19 protein-coding genes and 1 tRNA gene are annotated in these 14,891 nt (G+C 66.6%); 11 read left to right on the forward strand and 9 right to left on the reverse strand.

The annotated features are described in order from the left end of the window. Nucleotides 1–195 precede the first annotated feature (195 nt). The 4 genes from ACWPXE_RS11085 (at nt 196) to ACWPXE_RS11100 (ending at nt 3,204) form a co-directional block, all read left to right on the forward strand. Nucleotides 196–534, forward strand: coding sequence for a hypothetical protein (locus ACWPXE_RS11085; protein ID WP_454017870.1), 339 nt, complete (start codon nt 196–198; stop codon nt 532–534). A gap of 105 nt (nt 535–639) precedes the next feature. Then, nucleotides 640–1,290, forward strand: coding sequence for a hypothetical protein (locus ACWPXE_RS11090; protein ID WP_454017871.1), 651 nt, complete (start codon nt 640–642; stop codon nt 1,288–1,290). Nucleotides 1,291–1,307: 17 nt separating this feature from the next. Next, nucleotides 1,308–2,999 (forward strand): cbb3-type cytochrome c oxidase subunit I, encoded by a 1,692-nt coding sequence (locus tag ACWPXE_RS11095; protein WP_454017872.1) that lies wholly within the window; start codon nt 1,308–1,310, stop codon nt 2,997–2,999. A 16-nt stretch (nt 3,000–3,015) separates the two neighbouring features. Next, nucleotides 3,016–3,204 carry a hypothetical protein gene (locus ACWPXE_RS11100; protein ID WP_454017873.1) on the forward strand — a complete coding sequence of 63 codons (189 nt, stop codon included), beginning with the start codon at nt 3,016–3,018 and terminating at the stop codon, nt 3,202–3,204. 59 nt (nt 3,205–3,263) lie between these two features. Here ACWPXE_RS11100 and ACWPXE_RS11105 read toward each other — a convergent pair whose 3' ends face one another. Beyond that, nucleotides 3,264–3,515 carry a hypothetical protein gene (locus ACWPXE_RS11105; protein ID WP_454017874.1) on the reverse strand — a complete coding sequence of 84 codons (252 nt, stop codon included), beginning with the start codon at nt 3,513–3,515 and terminating at the stop codon, nt 3,264–3,266. Nucleotides 3,516–3,714: 199 nt separating this feature from the next. Here ACWPXE_RS11105 and ACWPXE_RS11110 point away from each other — a divergent pair, with 199 nt between their 5' ends. Then, nucleotides 3,715–4,734, forward strand: a complete 1,020-nt coding sequence (locus ACWPXE_RS11110) for a hypothetical protein (protein ID WP_454017875.1) — start codon at nt 3,715–3,717, stop codon at nt 4,732–4,734. A 52-nt stretch (nt 4,735–4,786) separates the two neighbouring features. Here ACWPXE_RS11110 and ACWPXE_RS11115 read toward each other — a convergent pair whose 3' ends face one another. Further along, nucleotides 4,787–5,293, reverse strand: coding sequence for an SRPBCC family protein (locus tag ACWPXE_RS11115; RefSeq protein ID WP_454017876.1), 507 nt, complete (start codon nt 5,291–5,293; stop codon nt 4,787–4,789). A 76-nt stretch (nt 5,294–5,369) separates the two neighbouring features. Beyond that, a complete protein-coding gene (locus ACWPXE_RS11120; protein ID WP_454017877.1) occupies nt 5,370–5,843 on the reverse strand; it encodes a hypothetical protein in 474 nt (157 codons plus the stop codon). A 13-nt stretch (nt 5,844–5,856) separates the two neighbouring features. On the opposite strand from ACWPXE_RS11120, the gene ACWPXE_RS11125 reads away from it, so the two are divergent. Next, nucleotides 5,857–6,207: a helix-turn-helix transcriptional regulator gene (locus ACWPXE_RS11125; protein ID WP_454017878.1), complete on the forward strand. Its 351-nt coding sequence runs from the start codon at nt 5,857–5,859 to the stop codon at nt 6,205–6,207. A 428-nt stretch (nt 6,208–6,635) separates the two neighbouring features. Beyond that, nucleotides 6,636–6,941, forward strand: a complete 306-nt coding sequence (locus ACWPXE_RS11130; protein ID WP_454017879.1) for a hypothetical protein — start codon at nt 6,636–6,638, stop codon at nt 6,939–6,941. Here ACWPXE_RS11130 and ACWPXE_RS11135 read toward each other — a convergent pair. The 6 genes from ACWPXE_RS11135 to ACWPXE_RS11160 all read right to left on the reverse strand — a co-directional run bounded on the left by ACWPXE_RS11135 (nt 6,901) and on the right by ACWPXE_RS11160 (nt 9,516). Beyond that, entirely contained in the window at nt 6,901–7,248 is a 348-nt protein-coding gene (locus ACWPXE_RS11135) for a hypothetical protein (protein WP_454017880.1), read from the reverse strand. The two genes, ACWPXE_RS11130 and ACWPXE_RS11135, sit on opposite strands and share 41 nt — an antisense overlap. Beyond that, nucleotides 7,245–7,496 (reverse strand): hypothetical protein, encoded by a 252-nt coding sequence (locus ACWPXE_RS11140; protein WP_454017881.1) that lies wholly within the window; start codon nt 7,494–7,496, stop codon nt 7,245–7,247. Before ACWPXE_RS11140 ends, ACWPXE_RS11135 begins: the two co-directional genes overlap by 4 nt. 146 nt (nt 7,497–7,642) lie before the next feature. Continuing rightward, nucleotides 7,643–8,095, reverse strand: coding sequence for a hypothetical protein (locus tag ACWPXE_RS11145; RefSeq protein WP_454017882.1), 453 nt, complete (start codon nt 8,093–8,095; stop codon nt 7,643–7,645). A gap of 154 nt (nt 8,096–8,249) precedes the next feature. Beyond that, nucleotides 8,250–8,876: a calcium-binding protein gene (locus ACWPXE_RS11150; RefSeq protein ID WP_454017883.1), complete on the reverse strand. Its 627-nt coding sequence runs from the start codon at nt 8,874–8,876 to the stop codon at nt 8,250–8,252. A gap of 255 nt (nt 8,877–9,131) precedes the next feature. Beyond that, complete coding sequence (locus ACWPXE_RS11155) at nt 9,132–9,320, reverse strand: hypothetical protein (protein ID WP_454017884.1); 189 nt, start codon at nt 9,318–9,320, stop codon at nt 9,132–9,134. Nucleotides 9,321–9,363: 43 nt separating this feature from the next. After that, a complete protein-coding gene (locus ACWPXE_RS11160; protein ID WP_014197259.1) occupies nt 9,364–9,516 on the reverse strand; it encodes an entericidin A/B family lipoprotein in 153 nt (50 codons plus the stop codon). A 137-nt stretch (nt 9,517–9,653) separates the two neighbouring features. Between ACWPXE_RS11160 and ACWPXE_RS11165 the strand changes: the two genes are divergently transcribed. From ACWPXE_RS11165 to ACWPXE_RS11180, 4 genes are all read left to right on the forward strand, one after another. After that, the gene (locus ACWPXE_RS11165) at nt 9,654–11,090 is read left to right on the forward strand and encodes an MATE family efflux transporter (RefSeq protein ID WP_454017885.1); all 1,437 of its coding nucleotides are present in this window, start codon (nt 9,654–9,656) and stop codon (nt 11,088–11,090) included. Between the two features lie 199 nt (nt 11,091–11,289). Beyond that, nucleotides 11,290–14,097, forward strand: coding sequence for a DNA gyrase subunit A (gene gyrA / locus ACWPXE_RS11170; protein WP_454017886.1), 2,808 nt, complete (start codon nt 11,290–11,292; stop codon nt 14,095–14,097). Between the two features lie 21 nt (nt 14,098–14,118). Next, entirely contained in the window at nt 14,119–14,667 is a 549-nt protein-coding gene (gene coaD, locus ACWPXE_RS11175; RefSeq protein ID WP_014197255.1) for a pantetheine-phosphate adenylyltransferase, read from the forward strand. A gap of 135 nt (nt 14,668–14,802) precedes the next feature. Then, nucleotides 14,803–14,878 (forward strand) — tRNA-Lys (locus tag ACWPXE_RS11180). Nucleotides 14,879–14,891 lie beyond the last annotated feature (13 nt).

Consider the following 14,891-nt stretch of genomic DNA (forward strand, 5'->3'; position numbering starts at 1 on the left):
TCTCCTGTCCGGTCACCGGCGCCGCCCTGCCGCAGGCGCAAGGCACCACCGCCCGGTGACGTTTCACCCATGGCGTCTCCACAACCGGACCGTGACACGGGCGCCGGGTTGATGCCGATCAATTCCCGGACCTATGATAGGGGCTAGGCTTGGCATGGCCTGGAAGGTCCCAGGTCGTTGGTGGCGATGGCAGACATGACGCGGTTGGGCCGCATCTTCGCCGTTTTGGCGTTCGCCTTCGCGCTCCTGGTGGGCGCGGCGGGCGGAGCCATGGCGCATGTGGAGGCCCATGGCGGGCCGATCGACCACCGTTCCCACCACGCGCCATCGCCGTCGGCCCCGTCGCACGGCGACTCCCACAAGGCCGCCCTCGTGGTCATGGCTCCGTGTTGCCCGGCGGCCGAAGCCCCGGCGGACCATGTCGTCGCCGTCGCGGTGACGGCGGTGGAGACGTCCTGGCACCCGCGGCCCGACTACGCCCCGAACGCCCGGGACATCGCGCCGGACACGCCCCCTCCGAAGACCGTCCTCTGACCGGCCGAGCGCCCTGACGCCATCCGCGTCGGACGCCCGGCCATGCGCCGCCCGACCGGCGGCGTTCGCGAGCGATTCCGACCACGCGATCAGAGGACCCTCATCATGCCCGATTTGAGGCATTTCACGACCCGTCGCGGCTTCATCGCCGGACTGGGCTTCGGCGCCGTCTCCCTGTACGGCGCCTGGGCGGCCTACGGAGCCGCCCCGCTTCCCCTCGGCGGTCACAAGGATACGGCTGCTCCGGAACCCGACGTCCATCGCGGCCATGGTGCCGCCGAAGCACCCGCCGAGGCTGGTGGCCACGGTGGTCATGGGGCTTCGGCGGGCATGGCGCCCGAGGAGTTCCGCTTCGAGCACGACTACTTCATCCAGCGGCACACGCAGGAGGACGGCAGCGTGAACCTGCACGTCAGCGAGGACACGCACAGCCACGCCGCCGAGGAGCACGGCCACAGCCATGACGCCGGTGGCGAGCCGGTGGACGTCTACCTGATGGCCCAGAAGTTCGCCTACAGCCCGGACATGTTGCGGCTGAAGGCCGGGCAGGCGTACCGGTTCCGCATGATGGCGGACGACATCACCCACGGAGCGTCGATCCAGCTGGGAGCCGCCAGTCGGATCATCCGTCTCCGCCCGAACACGGTCACCGCGCAGGTCATCACCTTCACCAAGCCGGGCGAGTACCTCGTGTACTGCACCGTCTACTGCGGCCAGGCGCACGACGCCATGCAGGGCCGCATCGTCGTCGCGTGACCCGGGGAGGCCCCACCATGAATACCATCTCAACGAACGTCGCCCCGGTCGGCTCCAAGCCCACCCTGGCGGCGCGCATCAAAGCCCTGCCGACGCCCGACAAGGCGCTCCTCAAGCTGCTGTTCGGTGCCGCCCTGCTGGCGCTGGTGCTGGGCTTGATCGGAGGCTTTGTGACCGCACTGGCCCGTGCCGGTGCGCTGACCTTCTTCCCGGACGACGCCTACCGCCTGCTCACCCTGCACGGCGTGTCGGTGTTCTTCTACTGGCTGTACCTGATCCAAGCGGCCCTCCTGCTTGTGCTCGCCGCGGCCGAGAACGGACGCGGGCTGGCGTTGCGCCCGTTCGCCTGGTTGGGTGCCGCGCTGATGCTGGCGGGCTTCGGTGTCAGCGAATGGATCTCCTACACCGGCACGCCGCTGCTCTACGACGGCAGCCCGGAACTCGCCGCGGACGATCCGCGCTCGGTCGGGTTCTTCGCGCTGGGCTACCTGCTGCTCTCCGGCGGCCTGGTCGCCTCGGCGGTCAGCGGCATCGCGACGGTGCTCCAGCCCCGGCTGCGTGGCGAGGCGGACGCATTCACCTCCATCGGCTTCGCGCTGTTCGCCTGGGCCGGGTTCCTGGTGGTCAGCGCCATCGCGGCGACGAACGCCTTCCTGCCGGGCGTGCTGTGGTCGCTGGGCGCCGGGCCGTTCCCGGCCGACCACGGCACCGAGTGGCACATCCTGTTCCACAACCTGCACTACCTGCCGCTGATGGCGACCGTGCTGGTGTGGTACGTGCTGACCGAGCACCTGACCGGCGTGAAGTCCATCCACGGCGCTCGCCTGTTGAAGATCGTCTTCGCCGCGTATCTCGTCTTCGTGCCGCCGACCAGCCTCTACCACATGTTCCTGGAGCCCAACCTGTCCGAAGGCGTGCGGGTCGTCGGCTCGCTGCTGTCGCTGTTCGTCTCGATCCCGACGCTGGCGGCCTTCGCCATCATCGTCTCCTCGCTGGAGGCCAGCGCCCGGGCGCGTGGCGCAACCGGCTTCTTCGGCTGGATGCGCGGGCTGCCGTGGGACAACCCGGCCATGGCGAACATGGGCTGGGCGGTGGTGAACATGATGGTCGGCATCACCTTCGCCTTCGTCCTGATCCAGGGCGAACTGGCGCCGATGCTGTCGGACACCTTCTTCGTGCCCGGCTACTTCCACTTCTTCGCGGTCGGCGTGCTGACCCAGACCTTCCTGGCCGCCATGATGGTGATGCTCCCGGCGCTCGGCGGCGGCACGCTGTGGCGCCCGGCGGTGCTGAAGCGCATGCCCCTGCTGGTGACCATCGGTCTGCTCATCTTCGGCGCCGCGGGCATCACGGCCGGGTTCATGGGCGTGCCGCGCCGGGTGTTCGACGTGAGCTACGGCGGGATGGCCCCCGCGGCGTGGCCGGTGCTGATGGCCTTGGTCGGCGTCGGCGCCACGGTCTTCGCCGTGGCCATCTCGGTCACCGCCTACGGCGTCGTGCGCACGCTGCTGTCGCGGCGCAGGACGGCTGAACAGGCTCCCGTGGTCGACTGGCAGGCGGGGGCGCGCGGTGTCGGCGCCGCGCCCGCTTGGACCGGGCCGGTGTCGGTCGCCGCGCTGGTCGCCGCCATGTACGTCTTTACCATCGTCGCGTTCCAGCTGATCCAATCCCTGCCGATCATCGCCATCGGCGGCGGGCATGGGCACTGAGCGCAGGAGAAAAGCCATGAAGAACGACGAACTCTGGCTGACCCTGGCCATCGTCACGGTGTGGGCGGGGTTGGCCGCCGTCTACGCCTTCGTCCCCAACCTCGGGATGCCCGGCTACGTCCGGGTCTGGGGCGGCGGCGCCATCGTGTTTCTGGTGCTCGCCGGGATGCTGTTCGCTGTCGGCCGTAAGGCGCGTAGGGGCTGAGCCGCTGCGCACGACGCCGCGGGGGTGAGGGCATTGCTCAGCCCCCGTGGCGCCCGATGTCACTTCTTGATGCCGAGGAGGTTCTCGGCCTGGGCGAGCGTTGCCTCCGACTCGGCATGCTTCCCCTGCTTGTGGAGCGCCTCGCCGTCGGCGCGGAGCTTTTTGACCTCGGCCAACTTCGCGGCGTCCAGCTTCGGATTGGCCGCGAGCGCCTGGTCGATGGCGGCCATGTGCCTGGGGCAACTGTTGGCGAGCGCCGGGCCGGTGAGGGCGACGGCGAAGACGGTGGCCAAGGCGATGTTCCTCAACATGCTTCTCCTCCCGTTTTGCGGCACGCGAGAGCACGCGGGCCTTTTGATGGACGTCGGAACAGCGCCGGGTATTACAGCACCGGCGACCGCGGTTAGCGACTGGGCAACAGTATAAAGGCATCCAGGATGGCATTCCGCCGTTGCCCACTCCCAGGAGGGTGCCTTGAAGCTGAAGGCAATCGCCTCGCTTTGAACGGCCATGACGGGGTTCAACTCCTTCGGTGAGGACGGCCGCGTCACCACGGTCCTCCTCCACCTTCAGCATGCGTCCAAGATGCTTCTGAAGGCGGCCCTCGTGCAGAAAAGGGTGCAGGTCTTCGACCGGGAGAAACAGTTCTCCTTGGGCTTCGAGAAGTGTGTCAACTTGGCGAAGATGCACTGCGGAGTCTCCGAGGACGAGGCGGGCATCTTCAAGGCAGTGGACGCCATGCGGGACGCGGCCCAGCACTGGTTCGTCTACGTCTCGGAGGACATCCTTTACCTGCATACCCGCGCACTGGTGACCGCCTTCGACTCCGTCCTAAAGCGGTCGCTCGACGACGACCTGTTGTTGCACCTGCCGACCCGTGTCCTGCCAGTCTCCACGATGCCTGCGGGGGACTTCGACTTCCCGATCGACCGCGAGTATAAGCTGGTCGCGGAACTCCTGGCCCCCGGGCGCCGCGCCCAGGATGAAACGCGGGGGCGCGTCAGGGCCATGCTTGCGATGGAGTCCCATGTCGCTGACGACGTCGAGATCTCCGAACGGGACATCGAGCGTGTGGTGAAGGCGATCAAGGGCGGAAAGTCCGTTGCCGACGTCTTCCCCCGCCTCATGGCCCTGAGGGCAACCGCGACCGGCGCCGGGCCGACCGTCAAGATCAAAATCGAGAAGAAGGTGGGTGCGCCGGTGAGGCTGATCGCGAGCGACGATCCGGCAGAGGCCGGGGCCGTCCGCGAGGTCGACCTTCGCAAGCGATTCCACATGAGCGCCACGGACTTGGCGGCGAAGAGCGGGCTGACGCCGCCGAAGGCCAACGCGGTCCGGCAATGGTGCGGGATCGACGGCGACGCCCAGTGCTGCCACGTTTTCCAGCACGGCAGCATGAAGTTCCCGTCCTACTCGGACCACGCCCTGACAAAGATGAAGAAAGCGGTCGAGGACCACGGGATCGACGCGATTTGGGCCGCGCACATGGGGAAAGCAGCCAAACCGGTGCCCGAAGTGCGCGCGGCGTAGGGTCGGGTCCGGACCAATCGCGTCGACCGTCCAACCGCTGTTCCTTGACTTCTCACAGATTGGTTGGCCGGTTGATCCGACCAAGTTCCGCCGCATCGGCCGCCATGCGCCTCACGCACCAGCGGGCGTAGGTCCTGGCGAACAGGACGCCAAGGATGCGCCCGTCCGGCGATGCGGGGCGAGCGAAGTCGATGAACACGCGCAGCGCCGAACCGTCCCCCTTGGGTTCAATCTCGAAGCCCATGCGGTACGGACCGATGACCAGAAGCCGGGGGCGCCCCATGGTCTCCCACACCTTGCGCCGCGGCGGATCGCGTTCGGTGACAACTTCGTCGACGCCCAGGGAGATGTCGAGGAAACGGCCGCTCATGCGGATGACCGATCCGACAGCACGCCCCTTGTCCTCGTCGAAGGCGTAGGTCATGCGCCCGCCCAGCGTCATCATGGAAGGCTTTTCCATGTGCGCGGCGAGCCGCGTGTGATCGTCCAAGCGTTCGAAAAGCTGCTCTGGCGCTATGGCCGCCTCGACGGTCGCGGATTCGTGGAACGGGTAAGCCATATCCGCCTACTGCGGAAGCCGTCGTTCTCGGGGACGAAATGGTCCGGCAAGGACACCCTCGGGGACCCCTGCCTCTTCAACAAGCCGCCGTGGCGCGTGTCCCGCCAGCGCCGCTCAGGACGGTCACCTCGGCAACCCACTGAGGAAACCTTGGGCGCGTCCTCATAACGCGCCTGCCGTTGACCGTCATGGCCTTCCGGAGTCGGAAACGCAGGTCGCTCCAAAGGGCCGCCGCGTCCACTGGTCCGTCGTAGAGCAATGGCGAATGCCGGAGGCACACCAAAGCGGATTTTGCCACTTCGCCCAGTCGCAGCTTCCGAGTGGCAGCCACGAAGCACGACTCGACCGCGTCCGCCAAAAGGCAGGGTCGCCCTTCGGACGCCCAGAGCGCCCCATGCCATTCGACCTCGGTAATACGTTCATGGTCCGCCAATGTCTTCTTTCTCTTCGAGGTGAGAAGACGCAACTGTTGAACAATCGGTTCGAGCGGGTCCACCAACTTGGACGAGTTCATCACCAGATCAGCTTGGCCAACCAGATGCAGGCGCATCTTCGTAACCTGAGTGTCCCAAGAGGAACTCGCCTCTCGTGCGGGTCTATCGATGCAAGCTGTTTCCAACATAGAAAACCGGCATTCCCGCCCTTCGGTGGACACATTGATCACGTTTGCTCGTGAACTGGATGTGCCCGTCGCGCGCTTTTTCGAGGTGCCGCTCACGCAGGAAGCCGATCTTCAGAAGAAGAGGTTCCTGGACGCATTGTCACTGCTCGATGACGCTGATCGCCGCTTGGCGGCGGACATTCTTGACGCGGTGGTTGCAAACAGGAAGCGCATGTCAGGACAAAAAAGAGCGACCCGACGGACCCCCCGATTACCTTTGAAAAATGAGGCGGTTGCGCCTAGTCCCGGATGAACCTTAGGAAGGCAGGAGTCCATCCCTCCTGACGGCTCTAGGGTTTGCTTTGCTTGCAGCAAAACGAGGGTGTCCCCTTGTGCTCCCCTTACGCTCGCGGCGAGTCGAATCAAAGATCCGACTCGCCGCGAGCTTCTAATGTAAACATTTTCATGCCGGATTGGCATTAAACTTTACGAATCCGATCACGCTGTGGGTAGGGGCGCCAAGCCATCATTGAAATTCAAGTTCTTATAAAAAATTTATAATCTTTGGGTGTGTGCAACCATTCTAAGCACCCGGATGATCGTGAGGGAGGGGGCTTTACCCCTCCCGTCCGTTACCGGCCGCTGGCTTGTCTTCGTGTAACCTGCGCAGGCCGGGCTTGACGGAGGATGCCCGCCAACCGAGATTCCACGGCGAGCGTCCGTCGTGATCCAGGAGCAGCCATGGCCTCCCAGCGCCGTCATTTCCTGCGTGCCCTTGCCGCCGTCGTGGTCGGTGGTGGCGCCACGACCCTGTCCGGTCCCGCCGCGGCGTTCCGCGTGATTCCGAATGACGATCTGAAGGGTGTGCTGGACGAGGGCTGCGGCGCTACCGCCTATCATCGCCGGATGATCGACGAGGCGGTTCAGGCTGCCGGCGTCTCGCTGACGGAGGAGCAGCGCAACACGCTGCTTTCCCAGATTTTCTGCCCGACCTGCCGCTGCCCGCTCAACCAGATCGACAATCCCGCGGCCGGTCTGCGCTTCTGAGGGGCCTTCGGGGCTCTTCGCGACGCCGGGCGCGCCCGGCAACCAGTTCCTTCAGCCCGCGCGGGATGCGCGTGCGGTCGCCCCAGCGCACGACGATCCCTGCGGCGCGGCATTCCGCCGCCAGTTCCCGGCCGTTCTCATAGCGGTGCTGGTCGAGCATCGGCCAGCCGTCCAATCCGCGGTAATCGAATGGGCGCCCGTCGAGGAAGTCCCGGAACCCGTCGAAGAATCGTGGATGCAGGACCACCGGCTTCGCCTCCCGCCAGGAGCGCGCGCCGTAGAAGCGGTTGTTGGTCACCCCGCTCATTGAAGCGATCCCGGACTGACGCCTGGAGGGGTCTCCAGAACGGCCCGGCCCAACCGGTCGAGCAGAGCCGCTGTTGCGGCCGGACCATGCAGAGCGGCGAGCCGGTCCACCGATTCGACCATCATCGCCCAGGCGACCAAGCGGTCCGGCACGCCCTCGTGCCGTCCTTCGGCCCACAGCGAGCGCACCAAGTCCAGCGCCGCCTCGAAGCCCGCCAGACCGTCCGGCGCATCCGCATGCTTGATCATCATCCCCTCGTTGCCACGCGTCGCCAAACAGCTCCGAGAGGATGTAACGTTATATCATAACGTTTGAAAGACCAAAAGATGCCCGCCGGCCAGACCTTGCGGCCCCGTCATGGTGGGCTCTTCGCATGGTCTGGCCGAAGGAGGGATCAGCGCGGGGCGGTGGCGCGGTTCCAGTTGGTGGCGTCCGCCGGATTGCCGGGCATTGGGGCAAGGGCCGGGGCCATCGCGGCGGGAGTGGCGAACAGGGCGTCGAACTGGTCCGCGCTCATACCGGTCAGGACGAGCGCCTGCCGCTCCTCCGAATAGCGCAGTTGCCCGGAGTCCAGCGTCGCGTGGCGTTTCACCGGATGGACCGGCGCGCCGCTCGCCACCACGAGTTGCACCGGCTCGCGCGCCGGGGTGAGGACGACATCCTCCACCGCACCCAGGATGCGGTTCTCAGGAATGGACTGCACCGTCAGCCCGACCAGTTCCAGGGGCGACATCTGCGCCATGGGCCGTTGCGTGGCGCCGGTCTCCGCGCAGGCGCCGAGCGCCGTCAGGGCGCAGAGGGCGAGCAGCCGGGTGGCGGGGCGGGGGGTGAGGCGTCGATGGTTCATGCGGGGCTCCTCCGTCGCGTGGGCAAGGCTATAACGCGGCAGCGGAGCGGAGGGGCCGCGGGCCGGAGCGGAAAAGGGCGCGGCCAGCCGCGGCCACGCCCCTTGCGCCATCAGGCCCCCATACCCGCGGTACTTCCTTTAGATGAGGGAGCAGTCAGGTGAAGACATAGTCGCGACCGGACACCAGCCCGACGGTATCCACGGTCAGCGACGAGCCGTCCCGGAACCCGAAGGCCGTGCTGGTGGCGGTGGTGGAGACGGTCAGGTCGGCGGCGGAGAAGCCGCGGAACTCGATGCGGTCGATCCCCGCTTCGAAATAGCTGACGTCGTCGGTGCCGAAGCCGCCCGGCGCCACGTCGAAGCGGAAGATGTCCGTCGCGTCGTCGCGGTAGCTCACCATATGGTCGTTGCCGGCGCCGGGCAGGAAGATGTCGGACCCGTCGTCGCGCAGCGTGTCGATCAGCCAATCGTCGCCGGTTCCGCCGACCAGCGTGTCGTCGCCGCGCCCGCCCTTCACCGTATCGTTGCCCGACCCGCCGTCCAGCCAGTCATTGCCGGCCCCGCCGAACAGCTGGTCGTCGCCCTGGCGCCCGTACATGCGGTCGTTGCCCGGATCGCCGGCGTAGGGATCGCCCAGCCAGTCATTCCCAAGCCCACCATCCAGAAAATCGCTGCCGAGTCCCCCAGAGAGCGAGTCATTCCCTCCACTGCCATAGACCGTGTCGGCGGAGTCGGTGCCGAGATAGCGTTCGGCGGCGTTGGTTCCCGAAAACCTGGCCATGGTTGCCTCTCCTCAATGATTAACAAATCGTTAACATCAAGGCGAGGCGAGAGAAAGGTAAAAAAACAATTAACGCAGCGGCGCCAATTTTTGCCACGGTCCCTTGGGTCTTGTTGCCCTTGTGTTTCGGTGTTGTTTCCAGATTCGAATCTTCGATTTCCAAACACCGACAACCGGACAAGGAAAAGGCCGGCGCCTCGCGGCACCGGCCTTTCTTGAAACTGCCTCTTGCGAACGAACGCCGCGTCCGGCGCCTTACGCCTGGGTCGGCGTCGGCATGCCGGGAACCGGCTGGTCCGCTGGCGGTGGCATCTCCGGTGGGGTGTCGGGATTCTCAGGCACCGGGTAGGGGTCCGGCGTGGTCGGACGGTCCGGCTGCGGGGTGTTCGGGTTGCTCGGCGGCGGCACCTCGGCAGGGCGCTCGGGCGTCATGGGATCGCTCATGCGGGCGTCTCTCTCGTGGTTGAAAAGCGTGGTGGGACGCGCGTCACTCGGCGGCGCGTTCGACAGCCCGACCGCCGGCCTGGACGTCCTGCCCGGCCCCTTCGATCGTGTTGCAGCCGACGAGCAGCGCGGCAAAGGTCAGGACGAAGCTGGCGAGGGCGATCTGGCGGACGGGGAACGGCATGGAGCGGCTCATGATCCCGAACTCCTCAGTGGATGCTGTTGCTTCGTCAACGCGCCGCCGCAGGCGTTGGTTCCGGCCCATTCGGCGGATTTGCAACAGAGCGGAAGGACAATAAGCCGCCACTTGACGTGGTACGCCGCAAGGTCAAGATGGCCGGTTCCGCCACCGGCGGTGACAACCGTACACAAGCGACCGACACCCTGATCATGCCTGACCACGCGATTCCCGCCCCTCTCCTGGCCGACCGTCTGCGCACCCATGCCGGCGAATTGCTGCGGCTGGCCGCCCCGGTCATCGTTTCGCGCGCTGGGCTGGTCGTCATGATGGCGGTGGACACGGCCATCGTCGGCCGCTACAGCGCGCAGGAGCTGGCCTATTACGGGCTGGCCCACCTGCCGGCCAACCTGCTGGTCACCACTGGCGTGGGGTTGATGATGGGCGTGGTGGCGGTGACCGCCCATGCCCTTGGCGCCGGCCAGGACGCCGAGTGCGGGCGCATCTGGCGCCGGGCGATTCCCTACGCGCTGCTGCTCGGCATTCTCTTCGCCCTGGCCTCGCTGGCCGGGGAGCCCTTCTTCCGCCTGACCGGCCAGTCCACGGATCTGGCGGCGGGCGGCGGGCAGGTGATGGCGGTGCTCGGCTACGGCATGCCGGGCATGATGCTGTACGTCGCGACCGGCTTCTTCCTGGAGGGGCTGAAGAGGCCCATACCGGGCATGGTGGCGATGATCCTCGGCAATCTCCTGAACGCTCTGCTCGCCTGGATGCTGGTCTGGGGGCATGGCGGATTCCCGGCGCTGGGGGCGGTCGGCTCGGCCTGGGCGACCACGGCGGTGCGCTGGGGGATGGGGCTCGGCCTCGTCTTCTACGCCTGGCACATGACCGACCACGCCCGCTGGGCGGTGCGCGACCCGGTCCGCGACTGGTGGACCGGCAGCCGCAAGCAGCGCCATCTCGGTTACGCCGCCGGGGTCAGCCTGGGCGTGGAAAGCGGCGCCTTCGCCACGCTGGGCCTGTTCGCCGGGATGATCTCACCGCTGGCTCTCGGCGCCTACACGGTCGGTCTGAACCTGACGGCGCTGCCTTTCATGGCGGCGGTCGGGCTGGCCTCGGCCACGGCGGTGCGGGTGGGGGTGGCCTATGGCCGGCGCGACCCGCTGGACATGGCGTTGGCCGGCTGGACGGGGCTGGCGGTGACCAGCCTGATCCTGGCCGGAGTCGGGGTGCTCTACCGCTGGATGCCGGAGCCGCTGGCGGCGATCTACAGCGCAGACCCCCAACTGATCGGTGCGGTGGCGCCGCTGATCGCCTTCACCGCCTGGGTCCTTGTGGCGGACGGCGGGCAGGTGGTCATGGCGAACGCGCTGCGCGGGCGCGGCGACGCCTGGGTTCCCACCGCGCTGCACTTCATCTCCTACGCGGTGGTGATGATTCCTGTGTCGGCCTTGCTCGCCTTCGGGTTGGACCGCGGCGCGCGTGGTCTTTTTGAGGGAATTTTGATCGCCAGTGTGGTATCCGTGACCATCCTTTCGCTGCGCTTCGCGCTGTTGAGCCGCCCTCGTCCTGCAAAGGCCGGAGGTCATTGACTTGCAAAGGCCAGGAATCGTGGGACTGCCGGAGCGTTGTGTGCACATGCGAAAGCTGATAGGAATTCTTATATTACATGCAGCGGCCCGAAGGGCCGTGCGGACGTGCCCCGTTGAACCTTAAGTGTTGACCTTGAGCGTTGAACAGCAAGCGTTGAACACCGAGCATCGCCGCAGCCCGTAGAATGAGTTTGTCTCCTTGAGCACGACGCCCCTTCCTCCCGCTTCCGACATCGCGCCGGTCACCATCGAAGACGAGATGCGCCGGTCTTATCTCGATTACGCGATGAGCGTGATCGTGAGCCGCGCTCTGCCCGACGTCCGCGACGGGCTGAAGCCGGTGCACCGCCGCATCCTCTACGCGATGAAGGAGGGCGGATACGATTCGACCAAGCCCTACAAGAAGTCGGCGCGCATCGTCGGCGACGTGATGGGTAAATACCACCCGCACGGCGACAGCGCGATCTACGACGCCATGGTCCGCATGGCGCAGGGCTTCTCCATGCGCCTGCCGCTGATCGACGGGCAGGGCAACTTCGGTTCGATGGACGGCGACCCGGCGGCGGCCATGCGCTACACCGAGGCGCGGCTGGCCAAGGCGGCGGAGGCGCTGCTCGACGACATCGACAAGGACACCGTCGATTTCCAGGCCAATTACGACGATTCGGGCAAGGAGCCCTCGGTCGTCCCGGCGCGTTTCCCGAACCTGCTGGTCAACGGCGCTGGCGGCATCGCCGTCGGCATGGCGACCAACATCCCCACCCACAATCTGAGTGAGGTGGTGGATGCCTGCTGCGCCTACATCGACAACAACGACGTCACCGACGAAGAGCTGATGGAGTTCGTGCCGGGCCCGGACTTCCCGACGGGCGGCATGATCCTCGGCCGGTCGGGCGTCCGCTCGGCCCTGATGACCGGGCGCGGCTCCGTCATCATCCGCGCCAAGACCGAGATCGAGGAGATCCGCAAGGACCGCTTTGCCATCGTGGCGACGGAGATCCCGTACCAGGTCAACAAGTCCAAGCTGATGGAGCGCATCGGCGAGGTCGTCAACGACAAGACGATCGAGGGCATCTCCGACCTGCGCGACGAATCGGACCGCGACGGCGTGCGCGTGGTGATCGAGCTGAAGCGCGACGCCATGGCCGACGTGGTGCTGGCCCAGTTGTTCCGCCACACCCAGCTGCAGACGTCCTTCGGCGTCAACATGCTGGCGCTGAACGGCGGCCGGCCGGAGCTGATGAACCTGCGGCAGATCATCGTCGCCTTCGTCCGCTTCCGCGAGCAGGTCATCACCCGGCGCACCGAGTTCCTGCTGGGCAAGGCGCGCGAACGCGCCCACACCTTGGTCGGTCTGGCCGTCGCCGTCGCCAATCTGGACGCCATGATCGCGCTGATCCGCAGCGCCCCGGACCCCGTCTGGGCGCGCGAGCAGATGATGGAGCGCGAGTGGCCGGCCATGGACGTCGCCCCGCTGATCGCGCTGATCGACGAGCCGGGCCGCGGCGTGTCGGAGGCCGGCACCTACCGGCTGTCGGAGGAGCAGGCCCGCGCCATCCTCGACCTGCGCCTGCACCGCCTGACCGGGCTGGAGCGCGACCGGATCGGCGCTGAGCTGACGGACGTGACCGACCAGATCGCCGACTATCTGGAGACTCTGGCCAACCGCGCGAAGCTGCTGGGCATCCTCCGCGACGAGCTGGTGGAGATGAAGGAGCGGTTCGGCACCCCGCGCCGCACCGAGATCCAGGAGCTGGAGTTCGAGGCCGACATCGAGGACCTGATCCAGCGCGAGGATATGGTCGTCACGGTCAGCCAGTCCGGCTACGTGAAGCGCGTGCCGCTGTCCACCTACCGCGCGCAGAAGCGCGGCGGCAAGGGGCGGTCGGGCATGTCGATGAAGGCGGAGGACGCGGTCAGTGACCTGTTCGTCGCCAACACCCACACGCCGCTGCTGCTCTTCTCGTCGCGCGGCATGGTCTACAAGCTGAAGGTCTACCGCCTGCCGCTGGGCAACCCGCAGGCGCGCGGCAAGGCCTTCGTCAACCTGCTGCCGCTGATCGATGGCGAGACCATCACCACGGTCCTGCCGCTGCCCGAGGACGAGGCCGTGTGGGCGGACCTGCACGTCGTCTTCGCCACGTCGAAGGGCAACGTGCGGCGCAACCGCCTGTCGGACTTCGCCAACATCCGCTCCAACGGCCTGATCGCCATGAAGCTGGAGGAGGAGGGCGAACGTCTGATCGCCGTCCGTACCTGCTCCGAGGCCGATGACGTCCTGCTGGCCACCGGCGGCGGCAAGTGCATCCGCTTCGAGGTCGCCGACGTGCGTGTCTTCGCCGGCCGCACCTCGACCGGCGTGCGCGGCATCCGTCTGGCCGATGGCGACGAGGTCATCTCGATGACCACGCTTCACCACGTCGAATCCTCGCCCGAGGAGCGCGCCGCCTTCCTGAAGCGCAAGCGCGAGGAAGGCCTCGACATGGAGGGCGAGGCGGCGCCGGAGGCCGACGAGGTGCCGACCGAAGCCGTGACGCTCAGCCCGGAGCGCTATGAGGAGCTGAAGAGCCTGGAGCAGTATGTGCTGACGGTGACCGAGCGCGGCTACGGCAAGCGGACCTCCTCCTACGAGTACCGGGTGACCGGCCGCGGCGGCCAGGGCATCTGGAACATGGAGATGGGCGAGCGCAATGGCTCCATCGTCGCTGCTTTCCCGGTGGAGGACTCGCATCAGGTGATGATGGTCACCAACGGCGGTCAGGTCATCCGCATGCCGATCCACGACGTGCGAGTCGCGGGGCGCAAGACGCTGGGCGTTACGCTGTTCCGCGTCGGTGCGGACGAGCGCGTGGTGTCCGTCGCGTCCATTGCGGAGGACGAGGACAGCAACGGGAACGGGACCAATGGCAACGGCGGCGATCCAAACGGCGGCGGGACGGCCTCCGTGGACGATGCGGCTGGGAACGAGGCCGCTCCCGGCGATACGCCCGGTGATACGATCGAATAAAAAGAGGCGGAAGGTACTCCCATGGCCAAGCGCCGCATCGGTGTCTATCCCGGCACCTTCGACCCGATCACCAACGGTCATATGGACATCATCCAGCGGGCGTCACGCCTCGTCGATCATCTGATCGTCGGCGTCGCCCGCAACGCCGGCAAAGGCCCGCTCTTCTCGACGGACGAGCGGGTGGCGATGGTGCGGGAGGACGTGACCGCCCTGAACAACGCCGGGGCCAGCATCGAGGTGCGGGCTTTCGACACGCTGCTGATGCATTTTGCGGTGGAGGTGAACGCCACCGTGATCATCCGCGGCCTGCGGGCGGTTTCGGATTTCGAGTACGAGTTCCAGATGGCGGGCATGAACGCCCGCCTGAACCCGAAGATCGAGACCATGTTCCTGATGGCCTCGGAAAAGAGCCAGTTCATTTCCTCCCGCTTCGTCAAGGAGATCGGGCGCCTGGGCGGCGATATCCGCGGCTTCGTCAGCGGGCGTGTGGCCGACCATCTGGCCGAACGTTTCGCCCTGGAGGCCGGCAACGGCGACGCCAGCAAGCAGATCCAGACTCTCAAACAGTGACGGCCAAACAGTGACGGCGCCGGGGCTGCGGCGGAGAGCGAAATTTTTGTGCGCTCCGTCCAACCCCGCTGTTGACCGGGGCGTCACCGCCCCCTATGTTGCGCCCCGCATCGGCAACAGGCCGCATGCTTTTGTGATCCGGTAGCTCAGTCGGTAGAGCACGTGACTTTTAATCATGTGGCCGTGGGTTCGAATCCCACCCGGATCACCATTCCCCTCAATGG

Source organism: Azospirillum sp. Marseille-Q6669, from assembly GCF_965111635.1.